This is a genomic window from Corynebacterium sp. CNJ-954 (assembly GCF_001942345.1).
In the GTDB taxonomy this organism is placed as follows: domain Bacteria; phylum Actinomycetota; class Actinomycetes; order Mycobacteriales; family Mycobacteriaceae; genus Corynebacterium.
In genome coordinates this window covers 1-19,607 of record NZ_MKKI01000020.1, presented here as the reverse complement: position 1 = coordinate 19,607, position 19,607 = coordinate 1, and the positions used below count along the sequence as shown (strand labels likewise).

Here is a 19,607-nt window from a genome sequence, read left to right as displayed (position 1 = left end):
GCTGCTGATGCTCGACATGTGGGAGCACGCCTTCTACCTGCAGTACAAGAACGTCAAGGCCGACTACGTCAAGGCCGTGTGGAACGTGTTCAACTGGGACGACGTCGCCGAGCGCTACGCCGCCGCCAAGGCCTAGTCCACAGCGCCTGGCCCACGGTCCGGATCGACGCCTGATCCGTCACCGGGGGCTGCCCTGGTCGACCCCGCCCCTGTTCTGGGGCGGGGTTTCCTTGTGCAGGTAGGGTGTCGCATGTGAGCAGGAAGAAGAACACCAGGAGCAGGAACGGCAGCACTCCTGCCACCCTCGCGCTGGAGGCTGCCGGGGTGCCGTTCACCGTCCACACCTTCACCCACACCCCCGGTGTCACGGACTTCGGAGGGGAGGCGGCCGCAGCACTCAGCGACACTCTCGGGGCGGTCGACCCCGGACGAATCTGCAAGACCCTCCTGGTCAGCCTGGACGGCAGCCCACGGTCAGGGGCCCTCGCAGTGACTGTCGTACCGGTGACGATGACGCTCGACCTGAAGGCGGTCGCCACCGCATTCGGCGCGAAGAAGGCCACGATGGCCGACCCGTCCGCCGCCGAACGTTCCACGGGCTACGTCGTCGGCGGGATCAGCCCGTTCGGTCAGAAGAAGACCCTTCCCACCGTGATCGACGCGAGTATCCGGGACTGCCCCACGATCTTCGTCTCCGGGGGACGCCGCGGGCTCGACATCGAGATCGCGCCCGGGGACCTCATGACTGTCCTCGGGGCGGAGTCAGCCGCCGTCGGCCGTAGCTGACGCCCACGGCACCTCCACCTCCCCGCTGGCAATCGGAAGTGTTACCACCTGTGCGGCATGGTGGACAGTAAAACCCCAGGTCACAAAAAGTGTTACCACTTCACAGTGGTAACACTTCGGCCGACCAGCTCGCCGGATCGCCTAGCCGCAGGTCACCCCGGTGGCATGGACCGGGCAGTAGCCGCCCGGGTTCTTGTCCAGGTACTGCTGATGCTCGTCCTCAGCCAGGTAGTACTCCCCTGCCGGCGTCTCCGACAGCAGCGACACCTCCGTGGTGACGGCTCCGTAGCCCGCCTCAGCCAACTTCTTCCCGTAGGCCTCCACCTCGGCGGCGGCGATGTCGCGCTGCTCCGGGGTGGTCGCGTAGATCACTGACCGGTACTGGGAGCCGACGTCGTTGCCCTGACGGTCACCCTGCGTCGGGTCATGGTTCTCCAGCCCGGTCCGGATCACGGTGCGCAGGTCGACACGCTCCGGGTCGAACACCACGTCGACGACCTCGGAATGTCCCGTACGCCCGGTGCAGACCTCACGGTAGGTGGGGTTGGGGGTGTAGCCCCCGGCGTATCCCACCGAGGTGGACTCCACCCCGTCCAACTGCCAGAACAACTTCTCCGCCCCCCAGAAGCACCCCAGGCCGATCACCACATGCTCCTGGCCGTCCTTCCACGGCCCGGTGACCGGGGTGCCGAGAACCGTGTGGGGGCGGGGGTTCTCCAACACGGGGTGGCGTCCGCCGGACAAGGCGGTGTCTGCGGTCGGCCGGTCTGCGCGGAACGGCCCGCCCGACTGTGCTGCGTTCATGGCGAGGATACGGTCAAGGAAGCTCATATCCGTTCCAACGGCTGAGACAGCGCAGGGATTCCCGGCGCGCCCCGTCGCAGCCAGTTCCGGACGGCGGCGGTGGCGAAACAGTCGTCGGCGTTGTACCTCTCCAAAGTCCTCTGGGCCGCAGATGCCGCAGCACCGTCCCCGCCGACAGCCACCTCGAACAGGTCCACGGCGACCCGTCCGTCGACGTCCTCCTGGCTGAAGGTGAATCCGGCCAAGGGCGCCGTGGCCTTGAGCCCCAGCGACGAGTTCGCCGCGACAGCTGTGCGTACCAGGTCGAACACGTCCACCCAGTGGTCTGACGTCAGGAACTCGTTGACCTCCTCCAGGGACGGCATGACCGCTTCCCGTCCGTCGGCGAGGGCATAGGTGGTTCCGCCGTACCGTCCTGCGTAGTGGCGCAGCCAGTGGTTCTCGCCCTGCTGGGAATAGCAGTACACGCGGCAGACCCGTCCCTCGCGGGCAGCGGCGGCCCGTCGTGCCGACAGCCAGGTCCAGAAGGACGCCACGTGGCGTCCGTCGTCCCCGGTCGTCCCGAAGTCGGTGAAGGAGCGGTAGACCGCCCCGTCGAACGTCCCCCACAGGAACGTCCCGCGGCTGGGGTGGGCCTCCATGTCCACGTCGATCTCGACGGCGTCGGCGAGCTCGTCCGCCATCGGTGCCTCCCCGTCGACCAGTCGCTCGGGCATACGGAAAGAATGCCCGCACCACAGGTCGGTCCGCACGATCCACCGGCGCAGCGGCCGCCGCAGGTACCCCACCCCTGCCAGCCACGCGGTCGCCAGTGCCGACATCTCCCCGCCGTCCGCCGTCGCCAGCTCGGCAAGGGTGTCGATACCCCGCTCGCGCCACTGTGCGGCCCGGTCCCCAGGCAGCATCAGACTGAGGTCCCCGGTCTTCAGGAGCCGGGCCCGGCAGTGGTTGTGGAACTCGCACGTACCGCACTCCCTCACCCGCGTCGGCTCGTCCGGCACCGGTGCCTCCAGCGCACGGACGAGGCCCGGAACCACGCGTTCCGCAGGAATGACGAGACACTGCGTCAGGTCCGCACCGATGAACCCGACGTCACCGGACCCGAGGCCGAGGACCTCCAGCAGCACGTGCGCCACGGCGACCTTCTGCGAGTCCACCGGCGTGCTGCGGTGCTTCAACCCCACCGGCAGGGGACGGGCCAGGCCCAACGCCGCGACGTCCACCACGCGTACACCGGTACTCCGCGAGGTCGTTCTCGCAGCCACCGTATGGCCGGTCACCGCGACGGGCATGTAGGTCATGTCCGTCGCGGGGCCGGCACCGCTGTCGGTACGGACCAGCAGGTCGATGTCGCAGGCCAGAGCCCCGTCCGCCAGACGGCCGCCGACGATGAGCCGGGTTCCGGCGGCAAGCGCCTCGAGCGTCTGTTCCTCGGCGGTGCCGTCGTCCACCACATCGACGCGGGTGGGGACGAGGCGCTCACCGAAACGGGGACGCCGTGGCAACGCCGCGGCAACCGCCTCGCGTCGCCACCGGGCACGGCACCGGCCGACGGCGCGGTCGACCACCGCACCGGGCGTCAGCTCCGCGGAGACCCGCCCCGACGACCGGGCACGGTCGAGCACCCGGCGGTGGCGGCAGCCGGTCAGGTCCGCCGGAGTGACCGGCGCCGCATCAGTGCCCTCGTACTCCCACATACGCCCACATACTATTGAGTAGACTGGCACGGAGAAAACGGCCGGGAACGCGGCCGACAAAAGTGGCACGACGACAGGTACGGGAGCATATCGATCATGGGAATTCTCAGCTCGGCACGACGGCGACGCCACGAGAAACGGGCGAGCTACAAGGCAGCGAAGGTCCAGGCCCGGACCGAGGCACGCGAGACGGCCAAGCTGGACAGGAAGAAGGAGGCCTACCTGCAGAAGATGGCCCGCAAGGTCCGTAAGCAGGAGAGCCGTGACCTCAAGAGCCAGCGTAAGCATGACGCGAAACTCGCCGAGGCCACTGTCGAGCAGATCAAGGCAGGGCGGTTCAACGCCAAGACGGTGCTGCGTTACACCGGGGCTCTCCGGGTACTGCTGCCGGTCGCCATTCCATTGGTCTACCGGGCATTCACCCAGTTGTCACAGGAAAGCACAGGGCGTGGCACCGCCGCCGAGTTCTCCAATTTCGTCGGCGTCGGTGCCCCTCAGCGCGCACGGATCGCCGACCTGCGCACCCGGATCGAACGCGGAAACGTGCCCTCCGGTTTCGCCAAGGACGCCAACGCCAGGCTCGACGAGTTGGAGAATTCCCTCGACAATGCGTCCGGAATGTCGGACTCACAGACCAGTAACCTCACGTCCAGCGTTTCCACAGAGTTGGACCTGCTCGACCGCCAGTTCGCAGAAAAGGTCTGAGCTTTCCCATAAGCGAATAGTCGGTATATACGCCGCCATGAATACAGAGGGTGACAATTAGTCAGCACCTCCGCTACACTTCCGGATAACGGCATGTCCCAGTGCCACAATTTCACTGTCAAAAAGTGTAATCGCCCAGAAGGAAGCAAAGGAAACCATGGCACGCAGAGAAGTCACCCAGTTCTTCGACGACCTCGACAACACGCCGCTCACCGCGGATGAGGTCAACGTGGTGGAATTCAGCTACAAGGGGTCGACGTACGTCCTGGACCTGTCCGAGGAGAACGCCCAGAAGTTCGCGGACACCATCGAGCCCTACATCGCCGCCGGAACGAAGGTCACCCGCACCCGCGGTCGCGGCCGCCCCTCCAGCAACGCCGGAAAGTCCGATTCAGGCCGTAACCGCCGTATCCGCGAGTGGGCCCGCGACAACGGTCTCTCGGTCTCCAGCCGCGGCCAGATCGCCCGCGAGGTCATCGACGCCTACGAGGCTGCCAACCCGTCTGACCGCTGAACCAGCGGTCAGAGCATTCCCGCCTGGCGTGCTGCGGCGACCGCGGAGGTACGTGACCGCACACCCAACTTGTCGTAGACATGGGCAAGGTGGGATTTCACCGTCGCCTCGGAAAGAAAAAGCTCCGAGCCGATGTCACGGTTCGATTTACCCTGCGACACCGCCTGGAGAACTTCGAGTTCCCGCGCGGACAATGACGTCGCAGGGTCTTTTTCCCGGTGACGTAGCCGATGCGCCACTGCCCCTGACAATGCAGTGGCCCCCTGCGCCGCAGAACGCACCGCGCTGATTAATTCTGCCGGTGGTGAATCTTTCAGCAGATAACCCACCGCCCCGGCTTCGACGGCGCCGAGGATCTCGACGTCGGTGTCATAATTCGTGACGACCAGAACATTGGGTGGGTCAGGGAGTTCCCGGATCCTCGCCGTCGCCTGTGCACCGGTTTCCGCCTCGCGCCCCGCCGTCCCGGCGCCGAACCGCAGGTCCATGAGTACGACATCCACCGGAATATCAGCCACCGTTGTCACCGCACCGTCGGCGGTATCAACTTCACCGACGATACTGATGTCCGCCGCACTCTCCAGGACTGCGCGTAACCCCATTCTCACGATCTCGTGGTCGTCCGCCAGCAGGACACGGATCATTCCGTCCATTCCGCGGCCTCCTCCGCCTCCGGTCGTGTCACTTTTCGCCCATCCTACAATCCCGGTGTAACGGGGCGGGGTGTCTCGTGGGGAAGCGGAACCTCCACCGCGACCGCCGTGCCGGACCCGACCGCGCTCTCCACGACCAGCGTGCCGCCCAGCTCCTCCACCCGGCGCCGCATCGTGACCAGCCCGATATGCCCCTCCTCCGCGCGCTCCGCCAGCGTCGCCTGCACCGCAGCCAGGTCGAACCCCGAACCGTCGTCGACGATGTCGAGCCGCACGGCCTCCGGGTTCGTCGACAGCGTGATCAGGGCACGCGATGCGCCCGCATGCTGCCGGACGTTCGCCACCGCCGACTGGGCGACCCGTAGGAGCACCGCTTCCACTGCGATCGGCAGTTCGACTGCGCCGTCCCCGCTCTCCACGCTCACCGTGAGGCCGTCCCCTGCCTCCCCGGTCTCCCCTGTCTCCCCCGATGCCGACTCCGCCAGACGCCCCAGAGCGTCCACCAACGATCCGCCGTCCAGGTCTGACGGCTGGAGCGCCGCAATCATCGCCCGCGTCTCCCGGAGGCTGTCCGCCGCGACATCCCGTGCCTGGATCACCCGTTCCACCGGAGGCTCACCCCCGGTGACCCGCTGCCGCACGTCCCGTTCGGCGGCGTGCAACAGCATCTGGATACTCGACAGACCCTGCGCCACCGTGTCGTGGATTTCATGCGCCAGACGCTCACGTTCCTCCACCACACCCGCCTGCCGCTCGGACTCGGCGAGAAGCCTGCGGGTCCGTACCAGTTCATCGATGAGCCGACGACGGTCTTCGCTGACCACGTACAGCCCCTCCACCGTCACCCCGATCACCATCGCCACCAGACCCGACAGCACCGGGCCCAGCACCGCCCCTGTGGACGGCCCGGCGACCGCCACAGACAGACCGGCGGCGATCACGGTCACCACGCCCGTGGCCATCACACCCCACCACGTCGGCAGCAGGTACAGGTAGAGGGCGAACAGGGCGATCGCCAGATACGCTGCCGTAGCCTCCTGTACCGCCAGCACGATCCACAGCACGCTCAGAACCGTCAACCACGTGACCCGACGTGGAAGCGCCGCCGAAACAGGCCGTGACAGCCCTGTCGCCGCCACCAGGGCGAACGGCACCGCCGTGAGGGCCACAAGTGTCGGTGCCCCGTCCTCCCGCCCAGCGGCCGACCAGACCGTGACCGCCAACAGCAGACCGACGAGCGCTGCGATACCACCCCGCATCAGTACTGAATCGCGCACCGCCACTTCCTTGTCCATGGGAACACAGTATCCTCGACACGTGGAGTTCATCGAGTACCCGGTATCCGCAGTGATGAAGCTGTGGCACATGGCGTTGACCGCCATGGGGGTTGCAGACGCGACGGCATGGACGGCGTCCATCGCCCTGCTGGTGCTCACTGTCAGGTTGATCCTCGTCCCCTTCGCCTACCGTGCCTACCGGTCGACCCGCATTCTGGTGAATCTACGCCCGGCGCTCTCCGCCCTGGACGAGGAGTACAAGGACCGTCTGAGTCAGCCCGAGCGCAAGGAGCTGATGAAGAAACGGCGTGAGCTGCAGCTCTCCCACGGTTACCGGCTGCGGGACGGTTGTGTTCCGGCGCTGATCCAGATCCCGTTCTTCATCGGTCTCTACCGGATCCTGCTCCAGGTTGCCCGGCCCACCGACCTGGAGGCGACGTCCCACCCCGGCATCGGGGCGCTGAGCGGCACGGACGTCTCGCACTTCCTCGACGCCGACATTCTCGGAATCCCCCTCGCCGCCTACTCGACGATGTCCGATGAGCAGTTCGCCTTCCTCGGCACCACCGGTGGCGAGGTCTTCACGTTCGCCGTGCCACTCTGTATCACTGCTGCGGTGTTCACCACGCTGAACATGGCGTACTCCATCTACCGCAACTGGCTGACCCTGGACGAGAACAACGGCACCTCCCGTGCGATGTTCAAGCTCCTGTTCTTCATGGCGCCGGTCGCGATCCTCGTCCCGATCGTCTTCGGCCTGGCGGGGCCGGCTCCGGCCGCCATCATGTGCTACTGGGTGATGAACAACCTGTGGACGATGACGCAGAACATCGGACTGCACCTGGTGCTCGACCGGCAGGTCCCCTATTCCGAGGAGTTCCGCCGGCACCGTGCCGAGGTCGGAGCTGCCCGTAAACAGCGTAGGAAGGAGATCCGGGAGGCGGAGAAGGCCTTCACCGAACGCTCCCGCGCCCGGTCTGCCCGTATCAAGGAACTGGATGCGACGTTGCACCAGTCATCACTGGACTCCGTCCGCGCAGAAGCTGCGGAGGAGCGCGACCGGCTGACCGCGGAGGAGACTGCTGACCGGGAGGCGACGGACCGGCTCGTCAAGCGGGAGAAGCTGGAGCGTGCCGAGCGTCGGGCACGTCAGCGCGCACTGCAGCGGCAGGCCATCGCCGAAAAGAAGGCGGCGAAGGCGTCCGACTCCGCTGGGGCTGATGAGGCCGTCGAGACAGCGACGCCCGCGCCCGGCAGCGATGCCGGTGCGCCAGACGAGACTGAGACTGCCGACGCCCCCGCACATTCCGCACCCCGCGGAGGCAGACACCGCCTGCCCGAGCCCGACGAGGATGACGGCATCAGCCCCTACCGGGGGCGTCACCGACTCAACCGGTGACAGCGCTTACGGGGATAGACCCCTACATCGGGGACACCAGGGTTATGTCGGTGTCGAGGACACAGACCGACATATCCCTGGTGTACTGAACATTCCGGATAGGCGGCCTCTGATACCGGGAGCGGACGAGACAGAAACCTGTGTCACTTCGGCGCGGATGACTCTCAGGTGCTCTGGTTCTGGGCCGCCCACAGGCGGGAGTACTGGCCGCCGGCGGCGAGCAGCTGCTGGTGGGTACCGTCCTCGATGACCTGTCCGGATTCCATGACCAGGATCCGGTCGCAGGACGCCGCCTGGGACAACCGGTGGGCGATGACCATGCCGGTGCGTCCGGCAAGCGCCGCGTCGGCGGCGTGGTCGAGCAGGTGAGCGTGAGCGGAGCCGGCTTCGGCGGTGGCCTCGTCGAGGATCGCCAACGCAGGATCAGCGAGCAGCAGCCGGACCAGCGCGATGTGCTGGGACTGTGCCGCGGTCAGCGGCATGCCGCGAGGCCCGAGGTCGGTGTCCAGTCCGTGTGGCATCTGGTCGAGCAGGTCCTGTGCGCCGGTGGCGGTGACGGCCTGACGGATCTGCTCGTCATCGGCCCCGGGTGCGGCGAGCGTGAGGTTCTCGCGGAGCGTTGCGGCGAAGATATGGGTCTCCTGACTGATCAGGGTGGTGTCGTCGGGCGCGGTGACCGTCCCGGCATCAGGTGTGTGGATACCGGCGAGGAGTGCGGCGACGGTCGTCTTGCCCGCGCCAGAGGTACCGACCACCGCCAGGTGTTCTCCCGGCGCGATGGTCACGGTGACGTTGTCCAGGACGTCCGGCCCGTCGGCGTAGGCGAAGGTGACGTGGTCGAGGCCGGCATCGAGGCCTGTGCTGTCCAGTGCAGTGCTGGTCGATCGCGCTCCCTCACGGTCTGCCTCGTCACTGATGCCACTGATGTCGACGTCCGTCACCCCGACGATCCTGGCCAGTGACGCGGTCGCCAGCTGGAGGGTGTCGATCACGCTCATCAGGGAGCGGATCGGCCCCTGCAGCCGCAGGAAGAACAGGACGGCGGTGGTCGCCGCACCGACGGTCACTGCTCCGGCACCGACAAGGTGGAATCCGAGGACCAGGACAGCACTGACGGCAACCGCGAAGGCCACGTCGATGCGCCAGTTGAACATGGTGACCACGGTGCGGGCACGGAGTGCCCATCCTGCGACGGCCCAGGACGCCCGACCGATGCGACGGTTATGTGTCTCTGACAGTCGGAACGCTGTGACTGTGTCCAGTCCACGGAGTGCGGAGAGAAGGTGGTGGGCCCGGGTCCCGAAGGCGAGACGTTGGGCCGCGTACATCGGCGGGGCGATCCGCATGTACCACCGCAGGGTCAGCCAGTACACCGGCAGCATCACCACGAGCACGATGCCGAACCGCCAGTCCAGGGCGCTCATCCCGGCGATGGTGAGCAGCAGGGTGAAGATCGTGGACGACAGGACCGGGACGACCTGTTGGAGCGCCTGGGACACCTGGGCGACGTCGTCACTGGCGCGGCTGATCAGGTCGCCGGTGCCGGACCGCTCGACCCGCTGCTGGGGAAGGCGGAGGGCGGTGTCCACCAACCGTTCCCGCAGGCCCGCCAGGATCCGTTCGAAACTGCGGGCGGCCAGAAGGACACCGAGGATCTGCAGTGCCCCTCCCCCGACGACGGAGACGATGATGAGCAGGGCGTAGTTCCATAGCGGAGAGGCGCTGTCGTTGGTGACGTCGTCGACGACTCGGCCGAGTGTCGCCGGGGCGATGAGTTCGAGGGCCGCGGCGACACCTGCGAAGACTGCGGCGAGGACCAGGACGATGCGGCGTCCGCGGAGGGCGTCCCACAGGACGGCAGCTGTACGTCGTCCTGTGGCGGTGGGCAGACGGTCCCCGATGTCGGTGGTGTCGGCGGTGCTGCTGGTACTAGTCATGGGCCACCTCCATGTCGACGACCCTGTCGCAGGCGGCAAGCAGGGTGGCCGACCCGGTGACGATCACGGTCGTCCGGCCGTCCCGGACGGCGGCGAGCCGGGTGGCGATGGTGTGTTCGGTGATCGCGTCGACGGCGGTCGTCGGGTCGTGCAGCACGAGGACCGGTGCGTCCACCGCGAGAGCCCGGGCCAGGGCGACGCGCTGGCGTTGTCCCCCGGACAGGCGGGTGCCGGATTCACCGACGCGGGTGTCGACCCCCGCCGGCAGACTCTCCACGATATCGGTGCAGGATGCCGCGTACAGGGCACGGTCACTCATACCTGCCGCAGCGGTCGGGGCGATGTTGTCGGCGATGGTGCCGTCGAAGATGTCGGCGTTGTGCGGTGAGGCGAGGACGTACCTACGGTAGGTGTCGACGGGGAGGGTCTCTGCCGGAACGGTGCGTGTACCAGAGACCAGGGTGACGCCGTGTGCCCCACTGGCCAGGGTGTCCACGAGGTCGCGTGCCCCGGCGCCGTCAGCGCGAATGCCGAGCATCTCGCCCGGGGCCGCCCGGAACCCCGGGGTGTGTATCCCGAGGGGTTCTTCATCCAACCGTGTGCCGTTCCCGTCAGGAGCGTTCCGTGCACTATGCCGGTCGTCGGCGTAGGGGGTATTCAGCAGGCCAAGCACACGCCCGGCGGAGGCGACGCCGGACGCCCAGATCGATCCGATGGAACGTGGCAGGTTGGTCAGCGGGTTCATCATGAACTGGGTGACACCGATGACAGCGATGAGGTCGCCGATGCTCAGTGCGCCGTTGATCGCCATGGCGGTCGCAGCGACGGTGAGCCCGGCGATGAACACACCGGACACCACGTTCATGGAACCGAAGTAGAGGCCCCTCGAATTCTGGACGGTCAGCGCCCCCTCCAGTGCTTCCCGGCTGACGCGGGTGTAGCGGGTAGTCGAGATCTCTTCGGCCCGGAGCCCTTTGATGGTGCGGTAACCGGTGATCAGGTCGGACGCCTGACCGGTCGCCGCTGCAACGCGTGCCTGTTGTTCCTTGCTGCGGCGTTGCATCGGGCGGCCTGCCAGCGTCATCACCCAGAGCATCAGCGGAGCACCGAACAGGACGGCCAGGCCCAGGGGCCAGACGATGGAGAGCAGGATGACGCCACCGGCGACGATGGCGACGAGTTCGCCGACCGGGTACACACCGAGCTGCATCGTAAACGCCACGCGGAAGACGTCCCCGGTGGCGATGGAAAGGTCAGCACCCCCGAGCTGCCGGTCCTTCATACCTGCGGGATGCAGCAGCCGTCCGGTGACAGTCATCCGCAGGCGGTGCTGGACCATCTGCATGCCGTACTGGCCGCATCGTGAACCGAACCGGGTGGCCAGGGAACTCACCAGCACAGCTGTGATGACGACGAGGCACCACAGGATCAGTTGGACGGTGTCCTGGGTGGCGATGGCCCGGTCGACGGTGGTCCCGGCTGCGACAGGAAGCAGCGCACCGGCGACCTGGCTGATTCCCAGGAGAACGGCCGCGGGAACGGTGAATCTCTTCGCCCCGAGGATGATCCTCCAGGTGAACCGGGCAGGTGAGGTGTCCGGGCCGTAGGGGATCGCAGCGTCCGCCGGGGGCGCGTCCGACGCCTGGAAAAGAAGCGGCCACCGGATGCCGAGGACGTGGCTGCGGAGAGCTTCACCGTCGGTAGCGGGCGCGGTCCCCGGAGCGGCACGTTTGGGCGGTGGCATGCATGGTCCTTTCAGATCAACATGTCCAGTATGCCCGAGCCGCCGGACGACAATGACGACAATAACGTAGCGTTGCTACCTGCCTGCGGCAGTCAAGGTGTAGATGGTCCGGTCCCATCCGAACTTCTCTGTGCCGGCGACCGTGACCCCGGCATCCGCGAAGACCGTCGCCAGCTCCTCACCGGTACGGTAGCCCGAGCCCCAGACCGCGAGAGACAACACGTCGTTCTCCGCGGCATGCTCGTCAATGCTTCCGGTCACATCGAAGGTGTCCTCCACCGCAAGGATCTTTCCCGTCCGGCCCGCCAGGTGCGCAAGCAGATGAGAGGCGTCAGCGTCGGGCAGTGTCCCCAGAAGATGTATCAGCAGTACGGCATCCGGCCGGTCACCGTCGGCGTTCCCCGGCAGTTCACCGAACAGGGATCCGGCCATCACCGAGATCCGCTCACGCTGTTCTGCAGTCACACCACCTGTCTCTGCCAGTGCCCTGCCAAGAAAATCCGCCTGCGAAGGCATCGCCACAACGCTGACGCGCATATCCGGGTGCTCCGCAACCAGGCCCGCCGCCAGATTCGCTGTACCGTTGCCATGGAGTACCACGTGGCGCAGATCTTTCACCGCCTCAGTTCCTGCCAGAGGGCCTGCCTGGTAGCGGGCGAAATCCTCCATGCCGTCCTGCAGCTTGTCCTCATACCACTGTTCGGAGCGGAGGTCGCCGTAGGTCTGCCCGGTCACGGAACGGTACACGGACTCACCGGTCATCATCGCCTCGGTGAGACCCCGCCACCCGAGTTCCAGACGGGCGTGCGCACCGTCGTGGTGCAGAACGGCGAGAACGTCGTCGACGGTCAGGAACTCCCCCGTCTCTGACAACGCAAAGTGCCCGGGTGACGTCTCCAGCAGGATTTCCAGGGCGACAAGATACCGCAGCAGTTTTCCCAGGGCCCGAGGGTTCGCCCCGGTCGTCTCTGCCAGAGCACCGGCACTGGTGGTCCCGTGGAAGATGAGGTTGCCCAGGTCCAGGTCGGCAGCGGTGCGGAGTGCGTAGGCAGGACCGACTTCCGCCAGTTCGTGGAACGTCTCCCATGCCTCGGGGTTCGCTTCCGGATCAGGGATCGCCGGGTCGTCGTCGAGCGTCACGACCTCGCCCCGACGCCAGTACCCGGTGAAGTCGATGTCCTTCTTGTCCATACCCCGCTCTGCGATGAGATGGCGACGGATGTGCTTGACCGGACCGGACTCTCCGCCGACCCAGGCAAAGGCATGCCCCTCCCACCAATCCATGTTCTCCACGGCATCCGTCAACAACGTCGTCGTGCCTGCAGGTTGCCCGCCTCGAGGCAACCAGGTCACGTGTACACCCGGGAGCTGGCGTAACGGTGCACGGTGGGAGGCTACAGCGATCTCGATGAACACCTGCGCCTGGGCGTCCTCCGGAAGATTCTCGAGCAGGCGGGCGATCGCGGGAATTGCGGTGTCTTCCCCGACCACGAGGAGCCAGTCGGCGTCGGGCAGCGCGGAGCTGGTCGGCGGGCCGGCAAAGTGCATGGTGTCACCGGGCGCGCAACGGTACGCCCAATTGGTGGCGACGCCGACACCGTGCTTGACGAAGTCCACGGTGAGTTCCGGTCGGCGCGTAGTCGAAACATCGAAGGCCCGTACGGTGTAGTCCTTGCCGATCGGGCGCGGGTCCTTCGGTATCTCGATCGTCCCGTGCTTCTGGACCGGCAGCACAGGTTCATTCTCGCCGGGGTAGGGGAAGAAGAGTTTGATGCTGTCATCGAAGCCGGTGCTGGTGAACGCCGGTAGTTCCATGCCGTCACGGGTGAAGGCCCCGAGCTCGTCGCCGGTGAAAACAATGCGGCGCAATGCAGGTGTGATGTCCTCGATGCGTGAGACGTTCACCCTGCGCAGCGTGATGGGGTTGGTCGTGATGTCACGGTTGACGATCGGCATGACACAGGACGCTACGGCCCTACTCGCCGCCATGGTCAACGGGGACCGCCAGGTACTTAACGTGGGGGACGCCGTACAAATTCACGGGGGCTCATCCCCACCTCCTCCCCGAAATCCCGGCTGAAAGCACTGAGGTGCGTGTAACCCACCCGGCGTGCCGTCACCGACGGAGCCACACCCTGGTCGAGCAGCTCCATGGCGCGACGGACCCGCGCGGTTCTCCGCCACCGCCCGTATCCCCGTCCGGTCTCCTCCCGGAACCACCGGTTCACGGTTCTCACGCTGACGCCGACGTCCTCGGCCCATTGTGTTGTCGTCGTCCTGTCGGCGAGATCGTCCAACGTCTTTCGTGCGATGAGCCGCGCAGCCGGGGTAACGGGCATCATGAGAGCCGCGTCCTCGATGTCACGCCGTCGTTTCACCAGCCCGCCGAACACCTGGAGCACCTCCGTCGGGTCATACCCCTCAGGACGTAGCAGCGTGACGCTGGAAATGACGTTATGGAGCATGAACTGCGTCCAGCGTGCCGGCACGCGGGTCACCACGACGTCGTCCCCACGCACGTCGAGCAGGTCTGCGGAGAACGGCATGGGAAGAGCGACCGCACCGTCGTCCACCGCCACCTCGTGGGAGTGGCCGGCCGGCATCCACACCGCGTCCCCCTCGGACAGTTCGATGCGACGGTCGTCGACGCTGACCCTCGCGGTCCCGCGGTACATCCACAACACCACATGGGTGTCCCGGTAGGTACGGCGCGCAGCCACCGAAGCCGGAATTGACGGAACGGACCGGCCAGCTGCTGCCCCGCGTCGCAATGACTCCGCAAGACATGTGGTGCGTCGAGCTTCCAATGCCCTTTCACCGTCCCCCACCGCAGTCTTTCCACGCGCCCAACGAGCCGGCGTCTGCCCGAACCGGTCGCTGAAGGCACGGATGAAACCGTGGGCGCTCGCGAATCCCACCTGGTCCGCCGTCCAGGCTACCGAGTACCCCGCGAGCAGGTACTCGCGGGCGGTATGCAGTCTCGTCGCCGTGCGCCATACTCCCGGCGTCATTCCCGTTTCCTCGAGGAAGGCCCGTCGCAGACTCTGCGCACTCACGCCCGACGCAGACGCGAGATCCCGGAGCGGTCTCGCGTCCGTCGGGAAGCGACACAGTTGTCGGGCGATGCTCTCGGCAGGGGAACTGGTCGGGTAGACGGGTGCTTCAGGCTGGTCGACCCGCCGGTCGAGCTCGGAAAGGACCTCATCGCCTGTGTACCCGGGCGACCTCATCGGTGACACCCACGCGGCGAAATGATGCAGGATCCAGGCGTTCCAGGACTCGTCAACGGTGATGACCACCGGCAGCGGGAGACCGGTGATCGACCGCTCGGGAACGAGGATCGGAATAACGAGACTACCGACGTGCACGGTGATCTCGTAGGGGACGCCAGCCGGCACCAGGAGACACTCGCCGGATCCGAATTCGACCACACCGCCCAGGCTGCGCACCGTCGCCGTCCCCGTGTAGACCCAGAGCGCGCAGTGTTGGGTCGCGTGGGTCCTCTCCGCTTCATGCGCTCCGGGGAATCCCGGGGCGGACTTTTCGTCAAGCATCTGTACATTCTCGTCCACCAACATGCATAAGGGAAGCATATCCTGACCACGCCAGTCTCCTGACACCCGCACATCCGAAGGACCACACCGTGACCGCACGAACCATCCGCAAGACATCACGCTTAGTCGCTGCCATCATCGGGATTTCACTCACGACGACGCTCGTCGCCTGCGGCAGCGGCACTGACGACGATGACCATGCTGCCGGCACCTCCGGGACCCCGGCGGCCAGTGACTACTACCCTCACACCCAGACCACCGCCTACGGTGACACAACCATCGAGGCGCAACCGGAACGGATCGTCGCCCTGACGACGACCGCCGCCGACGAACTCCTCGCACTCGGCATCACCCCGGCTGCCGTCGGCACGGATCCGGACCAGCTGGACACCACGGCACCGTGGATCGCCGACGACATCCGCGACACCTCAGACGCCGACCTCGTCGCCAATGCCAGGGACATCAACGTCGAGAGTGTGGCGAACACCGAGCCTGACCTGCTCATAGGGGCACCCTGGCAGTTCGGTGACGCATCGGTCTGGGAGAGGGTCAACGCCATCGCGCCAACCATCATCCCGGAATCCTCAGACACCAACGTCGGCTGGGAAGCTTCACTGCGCACCACGGCCGAGGCGGTGGGTATGGAAGACAAAGCCGAGGAGATCATCAGCGACGTCAAGGGCGAGTACAAGAACGCCGGCGGAGACGTGGCGGCAGAGAAGACCTACAACTTCACCGGGTACACCGAGGAACTGGGCTTCTTCTCCGGGAACGGCTCAGTCTTCCAGCTCTTCGGACTGTCACCGTCCGACAGCCAGGATGACTCCCAGACCAAGTCCGCATTGTCGGTGGAGAACACCGACCAGCTCACCGGCGATCTTCTCGCCGTCTACCCGCAGGCGGAGGCTGACCGCAAGGCACTCGACTCCAACCAGGCATTCCAACAACTACCCGCAGTCAAGAACGGCACCGTCTACTACGCCGACGCGCAGGACGCGTACGCCATCAACACCGCCGGACCGCATTCGCTGCGGTGGTTCCTGGACCGTATCACCCCGACGATCGAGAAACTCGACTAGACGGCCCGGGCTGATCGGAACCTCATTCAGATCGAATACATCATCGGCGCGGTGTACAGCAGCTGCTTGGCGAGCTCCCGCGCTGTCTCGAGTGGGGTGACCGTACGGTTCATCTTCGCTCCGGCGATACCACCGTCGAGGAAGACCATCAGCTGGTCGGCGAGCGTACGGGAGGCGTAACCGAACTTCTCGGTGAGCAGGTCCGCCATGGTGTCCCGACACCAACGGCGGTGTTCGAGGGCGGCGGCACGGATGCGGTGTTCACTGTCGGTGTCCGGCCTCGGGTACTCACTGGCCGCATTCTGGAAGTGTGAACCGCGGAAATTCTCCCCCGGCTGCTCTGCGATACACATGTCGAAGAACGCAAGGATACGGTCCTCGGGCTTCGGACGGTCCTCGCACATCTTCTCCCAGCGGTCCCGCCAGTCCTTGTCCAGTTCCTCGAGGTAGGACACCACGAGATTGTCTTTAGAACCGAACAACGAGTAGAGACTCGCCTTCGCCACGTCCGCGTCCCGGAGGATCCGGTCAATACCGATGACACGAATACCTTCGGTGGTGAAGAGGTGGGTGGCGCTCGCCAGCAGTCGTTGGCGCGGCCCCGGACGATTACGACGACGTGGGGCGGAGGGCCCCTTCGCCGCCTTCGGTTTCTTCGCCTTGGACGGGGACGCGTCACTGCCGTCGGTCGTCGTGGAACCGGAGCCGGCCATGTCGTCCCTCCATATGTGCGGGGTAGTTCTGTCGACGGGACATACCCGCCGTTCCTGCCGTATTTTACACAAGCCTGTGCCGCTGCCGACACACTGTCGGCAGCGGCACAGGATCGTGCCGACGCGCGCTTACTTCGACGTCGGGCGCACGACCATCATCGGGCACGGGGCGTACTGAAGCAGAGCCCGTGACGTGGAACCGAGGAGCATGCCCCGGAAGCCTCCGCGGCCGTGGGAGCCGAGGACCAGCAACTGGGCATCATCGGAATTGTCCTTGAGGACCTGGATCGGCCGGTCGCGATCAACGACCTCCTCGACCTTGCGTCCGGGTACTTCTCCCGCATCGGAGCGAGTTCATCCTGCAGGATCTTCCGCTCCTGTGCGGTCATCGCATCCAGCTGACTCTGCACCGCGGCGAGGCCGACGAGACTGGTCTGGACCTGAGCGTCTGCCCAGCTGTGGACTGCCCGCAGGGTCGCGCCACGGGCATCCGCTTCGCGGAACGCGTACTCGAGAGCCTTACGGGAGACGTCCGACCCGTCGACACCGACAACGACAGGGCCGTACTTGTTGTTTGCGGTGACGTCATTGTCCTTACGGACGACGACCACCGGGCTTGACGCGTGAGAGACGACCGCCGACGAGACCGACCCCAGGACAAGACCGGAGAGCCCGCCGAGTCCACGGGAACCCATGACGACGATATCGGCTTCCTCCGACAGCTGCAGCAGAAGATCGATCGGGGTGGACTCGGCGATGTAGTAGCTGACCTCGATGTTCTCGTCGAAGCTGCGCACCAGCTCGCGCGCTTCGTTGATCTTCGCCATCGCCTCCTCTTCGAGCTGGTCGTAGAGCTCCTGGGGAGGGATCATGCCGTCTGCGTACATGAACTGGGGCATGGTGTACGCTGTGACGAGCTTCAGCGGTGCATTACGCTTGGTCGCAGCGTTTGCAGCCCATGCGACAGCTGCGGAACCCGCGTCAGAGCCGTCAACAGCGACGACGATTTCATTGGTGGCCTTGGCGTCCGACATCTCGGAACCCCTTTCAGGTCGGTGGCTTCCATCTACCGTCCATTATCCCCCGGGGGGAGATACACTGCAGAAAACCTCCCATTCAGGGGTAGCCCGCACCACCCCGGGTGGTCCTGACGGGGGTGGGTATACTTAACCGGCACGGTGAGCATCCACTCAGGGTTTCGGAGCCCCCGGAGCGTTACTCGGGAAGAGGAGTTCATAGACGAACTCCACGGCACCGAGGACGGCCTGGCCGATGGTGGTCTGAAGAAAATCGACGATCTGTGAAATATCCATGGACAGGAGCTTAGCCTGCGAAATCCACCCCTCCCAATAGTTGACGGGCTCAACCCGTCACGCGTCCGGGTCGAAGCAGAAGCACCAGCGCTGGAGGTGGTGCAGCACCTGATCGCCACCCAGCAACACCATGACCCGACGGACGATGTAACCGCCGTGCTCCGACGCTTCAGCGCCGGAGCTGTCCGCCTGGACGACGGACGAGCTCTCACCCCCGAGGACGTTGTGCCGGCAGGCGCATTCATCTGGTTCTACCGACGGCCCGCCCCCGAGCGGCCCGTCCCAGGGGTCCTGCGCGAGATCTACCGTGATGAACGACTGCTCGTCGTCGACAAACCACCGTTCATGTCGACGCTGCCACGCGGACAGCACATCACCGAGACCGCTGTTGTCCGTGCGCGCCGTCAGTTCGGTATCGACTCCCTGTCACCCGCGCACCGGCTTGACCGACTCACACGGGGGGTTCTTCTGTTCACGATGAAACAGGACATCCGAGGCGCGTACCAACGTCTCTTCGAGAGCCGGAGTGTGCGTAAGACCTACGAGGCGGTGACAGCTCCGCCAGCAGGTTGGGCCGAACTGCTCACTCCAGGAGCAAATCACGGGAAGGGCCCCGACCTTCTTCCGGTCCCCGCAGGTGCCTTCGGAAAAGGCACACCGGCCGGGATGCACCCTGCTCCCTCCCCTGAGCGTCCGTGGGTCCTCCGCCACCATATGGTGAAGCTCCGCGGTCGGATGGCTACCTATCTGACAGACGACAAGCCGAATTCGGAGACAAGAGTAACCGGTGTCCGTTTGGTGGCCACCGGCAGCAGCATCGGTGAAACTGCCGGGGGCGGGGCAGGCTCCGTCCCCCGGGTTGTGTGGACGCTGGAACCGCACAGCGGCAGGACACACCAGTTGCGGGTCAACATGAGACTGTTCGGTACACCGATTGTGTCGGATCCGTTGTACGGCGAACTAAGCGACACCGCCCTATGGGACGTCGACGGCAAGATGCCGTTCGTGCCCTCCGTCGCCGACGAGGACTTCAACCACCCTATGGGATTAACCGCGGTGGCATTGTCCTTCCCCGACCCGCTCACCAACCACCACCACCACTTCCACAGCCACTACACCCCACACACCCTCTGACACCACCACCGCCGCCGCTCCACCCCACACGAACACCAGCCCCACCCCAGGCCGGGCCGGGGCGGGCCGGGGCACCCCACCAACACCACCCACACACGCACACACGCACACAAAAAAAGAGGAGGCCCCAGCAACCAGAAAACTGGTTACCAGGGCCTCCCCACACACTTAGATGCCGGCGGCGTCCTACTCTCCCACACCCTCCCGGGTGCAGTACCATCGGCGCAGGCAGGCTTAGCTTCCGGGTTCGGAAAGGGACCGGGCGTGACCCCGCCGCTAAAACCACCGACAAACACAC

17 protein-coding genes, 1 rRNA gene and 1 pseudogene are annotated in these 19,607 nt (G+C 65.9%); 7 read left to right on the top strand and 12 right to left on the bottom strand.

Annotated features, from left to right (window positions below):
• Positions 1-136: Fe-Mn family superoxide dismutase (locus BJF89_RS07835; protein WP_304441332.1), on the top strand; the 136-nt coding region annotated here is incomplete at its 5' end.
• A 116-nt stretch (positions 137-252) separates the two neighbouring features.
• Positions 253-786 carry an aminoacyl-tRNA deacylase gene (locus tag BJF89_RS07830; RefSeq protein WP_075813811.1) on the top strand — a complete coding sequence of 178 codons (534 nt, stop codon included), beginning with the start codon at positions 253-255 and terminating at the stop codon, positions 784-786.
• A 141-nt stretch (positions 787-927) separates the two neighbouring features.
• On the opposite strand, the gene msrA is transcribed toward BJF89_RS07830, so the two are convergent.
• Both msrA and BJF89_RS07820 read right to left on the bottom strand, forming a co-directional pair.
• Positions 928-1,617 (bottom strand): peptide-methionine (S)-S-oxide reductase MsrA, encoded by a 690-nt coding sequence (gene msrA / locus BJF89_RS07825; RefSeq protein WP_075813809.1) that lies wholly within the window; start codon positions 1,615-1,617, stop codon positions 928-930.
• Positions 1,614-3,287 (bottom strand): ribonuclease H-like domain-containing protein, encoded by a 1,674-nt coding sequence (locus BJF89_RS07820; RefSeq protein WP_075813807.1) that lies wholly within the window; start codon positions 3,285-3,287, stop codon positions 1,614-1,616. The genes msrA and BJF89_RS07820 overlap by 4 nt, the downstream gene beginning before the upstream one ends.
• Before the next feature lie 96 nt (positions 3,288-3,383).
• Here BJF89_RS07820 and BJF89_RS07815 point away from each other — a divergent pair, with 96 nt between their 5' ends.
• Both BJF89_RS07815 and BJF89_RS07810 read left to right on the top strand, forming a co-directional pair.
• Positions 3,384-3,992, top strand: a complete 609-nt coding sequence (locus BJF89_RS07815) for a DUF6474 family protein (protein ID WP_075813805.1) — start codon at positions 3,384-3,386, stop codon at positions 3,990-3,992.
• A 157-nt stretch (positions 3,993-4,149) separates the two neighbouring features.
• Positions 4,150-4,506, top strand: coding sequence for an Lsr2 family protein (locus BJF89_RS07810; protein ID WP_075813803.1), 357 nt, complete (start codon positions 4,150-4,152; stop codon positions 4,504-4,506).
• 8 nt (positions 4,507-4,514) lie between these two features.
• Here BJF89_RS07810 and BJF89_RS07805 read toward each other — a convergent pair whose 3' ends face one another.
• Both BJF89_RS07805 and BJF89_RS07800 read right to left on the bottom strand, forming a co-directional pair.
• The gene (locus tag BJF89_RS07805) at positions 4,515-5,150 is read right to left on the bottom strand and encodes a response regulator transcription factor (RefSeq protein ID WP_075813815.1); all 636 of its coding nucleotides are present in this window, start codon (positions 5,148-5,150) and stop codon (positions 4,515-4,517) included.
• A gap of 53 nt (positions 5,151-5,203) precedes the next feature.
• On the bottom strand, positions 5,204-6,454 hold the full coding sequence (locus tag BJF89_RS07800) for a sensor histidine kinase (RefSeq protein WP_075813801.1): 1,251 nt from the start codon (positions 6,452-6,454) through the stop codon (positions 5,204-5,206).
• 22 nt (positions 6,455-6,476) lie between these two features.
• Between BJF89_RS07800 and yidC the strand changes: the two genes are divergently transcribed.
• Positions 6,477-7,835, top strand: a complete 1,359-nt coding sequence (gene yidC, locus BJF89_RS07795) for a membrane protein insertase YidC (protein ID WP_083650576.1) — start codon at positions 6,477-6,479, stop codon at positions 7,833-7,835.
• 164 nt (positions 7,836-7,999) lie between these two features.
• Here yidC and BJF89_RS07790 read toward each other — a convergent pair whose 3' ends face one another.
• From BJF89_RS07790 to BJF89_RS07775, 4 genes are all read right to left on the bottom strand, one after another.
• Positions 8,000-9,772, bottom strand: a complete 1,773-nt coding sequence (locus BJF89_RS07790; protein WP_075813797.1) for an ABC transporter ATP-binding protein — start codon at positions 9,770-9,772, stop codon at positions 8,000-8,002.
• Positions 9,765-11,516 carry an ABC transporter ATP-binding protein gene (locus tag BJF89_RS07785; protein ID WP_083650575.1) on the bottom strand — a complete coding sequence of 584 codons (1,752 nt, stop codon included), beginning with the start codon at positions 11,514-11,516 and terminating at the stop codon, positions 9,765-9,767. The genes BJF89_RS07790 and BJF89_RS07785 overlap by 8 nt, the downstream gene beginning before the upstream one ends.
• Before the next feature lie 75 nt (positions 11,517-11,591).
• Positions 11,592-13,472, bottom strand: coding sequence for a siderophore-interacting protein (locus tag BJF89_RS07780; RefSeq protein ID WP_075813795.1), 1,881 nt, complete (start codon positions 13,470-13,472; stop codon positions 11,592-11,594).
• A gap of 56 nt (positions 13,473-13,528) precedes the next feature.
• Positions 13,529-15,070 (bottom strand): helix-turn-helix domain-containing protein, encoded by a 1,542-nt coding sequence (locus BJF89_RS07775; protein WP_158026049.1) that lies wholly within the window; start codon positions 15,068-15,070, stop codon positions 13,529-13,531.
• A gap of 89 nt (positions 15,071-15,159) precedes the next feature.
• On the opposite strand from BJF89_RS07775, the gene BJF89_RS07770 reads away from it, so the two are divergent.
• Positions 15,160-16,149: an ABC transporter substrate-binding protein gene (locus BJF89_RS07770; RefSeq protein ID WP_075813791.1), complete on the top strand. Its 990-nt coding sequence runs from the start codon at positions 15,160-15,162 to the stop codon at positions 16,147-16,149.
• Between the two features lie 26 nt (positions 16,150-16,175).
• Here the strand turns inward: BJF89_RS07770 and BJF89_RS07765 are convergent, their stop codons facing one another.
• The 3 genes and pseudogenes from BJF89_RS07765 to BJF89_RS19420 all read right to left on the bottom strand — a co-directional run bounded on the left by BJF89_RS07765 (position 16,176) and on the right by BJF89_RS19420 (position 18,175).
• Positions 16,176-16,862, bottom strand: a complete 687-nt coding sequence (locus tag BJF89_RS07765) for a TetR/AcrR family transcriptional regulator (RefSeq protein WP_075813789.1) — start codon at positions 16,860-16,862, stop codon at positions 16,176-16,178.
• 129 nt (positions 16,863-16,991) lie between these two features.
• A pseudogene (locus tag BJF89_RS07760) lies at positions 16,992-17,896 on the bottom strand (universal stress protein).
• Positions 17,897-18,052: 156 nt separating this feature from the next.
• Positions 18,053-18,175 carry a hypothetical protein gene (locus BJF89_RS19420; RefSeq protein ID WP_255372532.1) on the bottom strand — a complete coding sequence of 41 codons (123 nt, stop codon included), beginning with the start codon at positions 18,173-18,175 and terminating at the stop codon, positions 18,053-18,055.
• Between the two features lie 99 nt (positions 18,176-18,274).
• Between BJF89_RS19420 and BJF89_RS07755 the strand changes: the two genes are divergently transcribed.
• Complete coding sequence (locus BJF89_RS07755) at positions 18,275-19,309, top strand: pseudouridine synthase (RefSeq protein ID WP_255372531.1); 1,035 nt, start codon at positions 18,275-18,277, stop codon at positions 19,307-19,309.
• A gap of 173 nt (positions 19,310-19,482) precedes the next feature.
• Here the strand turns inward: BJF89_RS07755 and rrf are convergent.
• Positions 19,483-19,599 (bottom strand): 5S ribosomal RNA (gene rrf, locus BJF89_RS07750).
• Positions 19,600-19,607: the final 8 nt, after the last annotated feature.

Bases quoted from the DNA above. Each gene is read 5' to 3' on its own strand.
- msrA (WP_075813809.1), bottom strand. From the start codon at position 1,617: ATGAGCTTCCTTGACCGTATCCTCGCCATGAACGCAGCACAGTCGGGC.
- BJF89_RS07820 (WP_075813807.1), bottom strand. From the start codon at position 3,287: ATGTGGGAGTACGAGGGCACTGATGCGGCGCCGGTCACTCCGGCGGAC.
- BJF89_RS07815 (WP_075813805.1), top strand. From the start codon at position 3,384: ATGGGAATTCTCAGCTCGGCACGACGGCGACGCCACGAGAAACGGGCG.
- BJF89_RS07810 (WP_075813803.1), top strand. From the start codon at position 4,150: ATGGCACGCAGAGAAGTCACCCAGTTCTTCGACGACCTCGACAACACG.
- BJF89_RS07805 (WP_075813815.1), bottom strand. From the start codon at position 5,150: ATGATCCGTGTCCTGCTGGCGGACGACCACGAGATCGTGAGAATGGGG.
- BJF89_RS07800 (WP_075813801.1), bottom strand. From the start codon at position 6,454: ATGGACAAGGAAGTGGCGGTGCGCGATTCAGTACTGATGCGGGGTGGT.
- BJF89_RS07790 (WP_075813797.1), bottom strand. From the start codon at position 9,772: ATGACTAGTACCAGCAGCACCGCCGACACCACCGACATCGGGGACCGT.
- BJF89_RS07785 (WP_083650575.1), bottom strand. From the start codon at position 11,516: ATGCCACCGCCCAAACGTGCCGCTCCGGGGACCGCGCCCGCTACCGAC.
- BJF89_RS07780 (WP_075813795.1), bottom strand. From the start codon at position 13,472: ATGCCGATCGTCAACCGTGACATCACGACCAACCCCATCACGCTGCGC.
- BJF89_RS07775 (WP_158026049.1), bottom strand. From the start codon at position 15,070: ATGCTTGACGAAAAGTCCGCCCCGGGATTCCCCGGAGCGCATGAAGCG.
- BJF89_RS07765 (WP_075813789.1), bottom strand. From the start codon at position 16,862: ATGGCCGGCTCCGGTTCCACGACGACCGACGGCAGTGACGCGTCCCCG.
- BJF89_RS19420 (WP_255372532.1), bottom strand. From the start codon at position 18,175: ATGGATATTTCACAGATCGTCGATTTTCTTCAGACCACCATCGGCCAG.